Genomic DNA, 2,880 nt, shown 5'->3' on the forward strand with positions numbered 1-2,880 from the left:
CGAACGCCGCGCCGACATCCACCTCGGCTTCCTCCAGCTCGCCTGCGCGCTGATCTGTCACCGCGAACTCATGAAGCCATTCTGAAACCATCTCTTAGTCGGCTCCTCTTGATGGATGCCGCCGAGGGGGCTAGGGCGTGTCTCCCAATGTGCGTAGCCAGGTGAGGATCGCCTTCAGTACCACCCCGCCGCGGTAGGTCAGGGCGAGCTTGTCGTAGCGAGTGGCCAGCCCGCGCCACTGCTTGACGTCGCAGAATCCCCGTTCGACGACGTTGCGGCCGCGGTAGTCCACGGGGTCGAATGCCGGTGGCCGCCCACCTGCTGAGCCGCGTCGTTTCCGGTGACCCTGCTGGTCAGACGGCTCAGGGATGACCGCGACGATGCCGCGCTCACGCAGATGGCGGCGGATGGCGCGCGAGGAGTAGGCCTTGTCGCCGCGGACCCGCTCGGGGCGGGTCCGCGGACGACCCGGCCCGATCCGGCCGACACGCAGATGGCTCATCAGGTGCTCGAACATCGGGGCGTCACCGGCTTGGCCGGGACCGACGAGCACCACGAGGTGTCGGCCGTGTCCGTCAACGAGTTGGTGGATCTTCGTGCTCAGGCCGCCGCGGGAGCGACCCAAGGCGTGATCGGGCGGCTCGACGCGCAGATTGTTGTAGTTCGATCCGGCCCCCTGTGTCTCGCTTCAGGGTGGCGGCGTGCTGGTGGGCGCGGATGATCGACGAGTCCACGCTCACCGCCCAGTCGACCAGCCCGGCCGAGTCGGCGTCAGCGAGCAGAGCTGCGAGAACCCGGTCCCAGGTGCCGTCCCCGGCGTATCGGCGGTGGCGTTTCCACAGGGTCTGCCACGGCCCGAACTCGACCGGGACATCGCGCCAGGCCAACCCGCAGCGGAACCGGTAGATGATCCCTTCGACCACCCTGCGGTGATCGGCGAACGGGCGTCCCGGCAGGCCGTCTGAGGAGGGCAGCAACGGCGCCAGTCTGGCCCACTGCGCATCGTTCAGAACAGCTCGGCGCGACACCCGACGATCATCCCCCACACCCGAACGACCGGATTAAGAGACGCTCCCTAGCCCGAGCTCTTCATGGCGGGCCGGGCGCAGGTGACCCCCGAAAGAAGAAAGTGCCTCTCGACCAGGTAGGACAGGGCTTGCTGAGGGCTCTGTTCACCGCGGTCGAGGAGGCACTTTCCGAGTGCAGGCTACAACCACCCGTCCGAAGATCATCGTGACCGCCGACGGGGCCGGTGTGGTGTCGCACGCCGGTTCCCGTCTGCTGGCCGACGTCGCCGACCACACCACCCTGACCGGCGAGCTGTCCCAGGTCCTGGACGAGTTGCGGCGGCCGGGAACCCGGCACGATCCAGGCCGGGTCCTGGTCGACCTCGCGGTCGCGGTCGCGGTCGCCGACGGCGCGACCACGATCTCCGAGATCGACGTCCTGCGTGACCAGGGCGAGTTGTTCGGGCCGGTGGCGTCGGACTCGACGTGCTGGCGGCTGCTCGACCGCCTCGACGAGGCGATCCTGGCCCGGGTGGCAGCGGCGCGGGCGAGGGCTCGGGAGGTGGTCTGGGACCAGCACGCCGAACGCCACGGGCGGCCGTTCCCGACCGCGAAGGTCGCCGGGCAGGACCTCGACGTGCTGGTCATCGACCTCGACGCCTCGATCGTGGTCTGCCACTGGCGAGAAGGAACTCGCGGCGCCGACGTTCAAGCGGACCTTCGGCTACCACCCGCTGATGGCGTTCTGCGACAACACCTCTGAGTTCCACGCCGGTGTGTTGCGGCGCGGCAACGCCGGGGCGAACATCGCCGCGGACCACATCACGGTGCTCGACCAGGCGCTGGCCCAGGTCCCGGATCAGCACCGCCACGGCCACAAGGTCCTGGTTCGAGCCGACACCGCCGGCTGCACGAAAGCGTTCCTGACTCACATCCGCGACGAGCGCGGCAGGTCGGTGAGCTGCGAGTTCTCCGTCGGGTGGGCCATCACCGACCGCGAACGGGCCGCCATCGCTGCGGTCCCGCGCAAGGTCTGGGCCGATGCGGTCGACGCCGATGGCGGCCACCGCGACGGCGCCGGGCTGGCCGAGCTCACCGGGCTGCTGCCCACCTTCGCGCTCGAGGGCTACCCGCCCGGAACTCGGGTGATCGTCCGCCGCGAGCGCCCGCACCCGGGCGCGCAGCTGGATCTGATGGAGACCCGCGACGGCTGGCGCTACACCTGCTTCGCCACCGACACCCCGGCTGGACAGCTGGCGTTCCTCGACACCCGCCACCGTGCCCACGCCCGAGTCGAGGACCGCATCCGCACCGCGAAGGACACCGGGCTCAACCACTTCCCGTCCCGGACGTTCGCGATCAACGAGGCGTGGCTGACGGTAGTCATGCTCGCCGTCGACCTGCTCGCCACGACCCAGCACCTCGTGCTCGACGGGCATCTCGCGAAGGCCGAGCCGAAGACCTTGCGCTACCGGCTGCTGCGCGTCGCCGCCGCATCACCCGAGGGCAGCGCCGCAGCTTCGCCCGCATCCAGCAGACATGGCCCTGGGCGACCGACCTCGCCACCGCGTTCGCCCGGCTCCATGCCCTGCCCGTCCCCGCAGGCTGACCAAGCCCCACCGTCGGCCACGAGCGGCGCGGAGCACCCGGCAGAACCGCAGGCCGGACGATCCTGCACGCCCCGACCTGGAAACCGGAAACAATCACGGAAGCGAGATCAGCTACCGGTCCCCATGAATCACCAGGGCTAAGCGCTTTCCAGGGCCTGTCAGAAAGATGGCTCTGGCACAGATTCGGTGGTCGGGCGGGTTCAGCTGAGCAGGATCGGCTGCCGGAGCAGCGGGAACCCCGCTCGGCCATACATCTGCCGCTT

General features: G+C 69.5%; 2 pseudogenes. One reads left to right on the forward strand and one right to left on the reverse strand.

Features of this window, described 5'->3' with window-relative positions:
* Window positions 1–130: 130 nt before the first annotated feature.
* Window positions 131–1,028 (reverse strand): annotated as a pseudogene (locus ABZ881_RS30840) (IS5 family transposase).
* 172 nt (window positions 1,029–1,200) lie between these two features.
* Between ABZ881_RS30840 and ABZ881_RS30845 the strand changes: the two are divergent.
* A pseudogene (locus ABZ881_RS30845) lies at window positions 1,201–2,616 on the forward strand (IS1380 family transposase).
* The last annotated feature ends 264 nt before the right edge of the window (window positions 2,617–2,880 follow it).

Source organism: Pseudonocardia sp. NPDC046786 (assembly GCF_040645415.1).
Taxonomy (GTDB): Bacteria; Actinomycetota; Actinomycetes; order Mycobacteriales; family Pseudonocardiaceae; genus Pseudonocardia; species Pseudonocardia kongjuensis.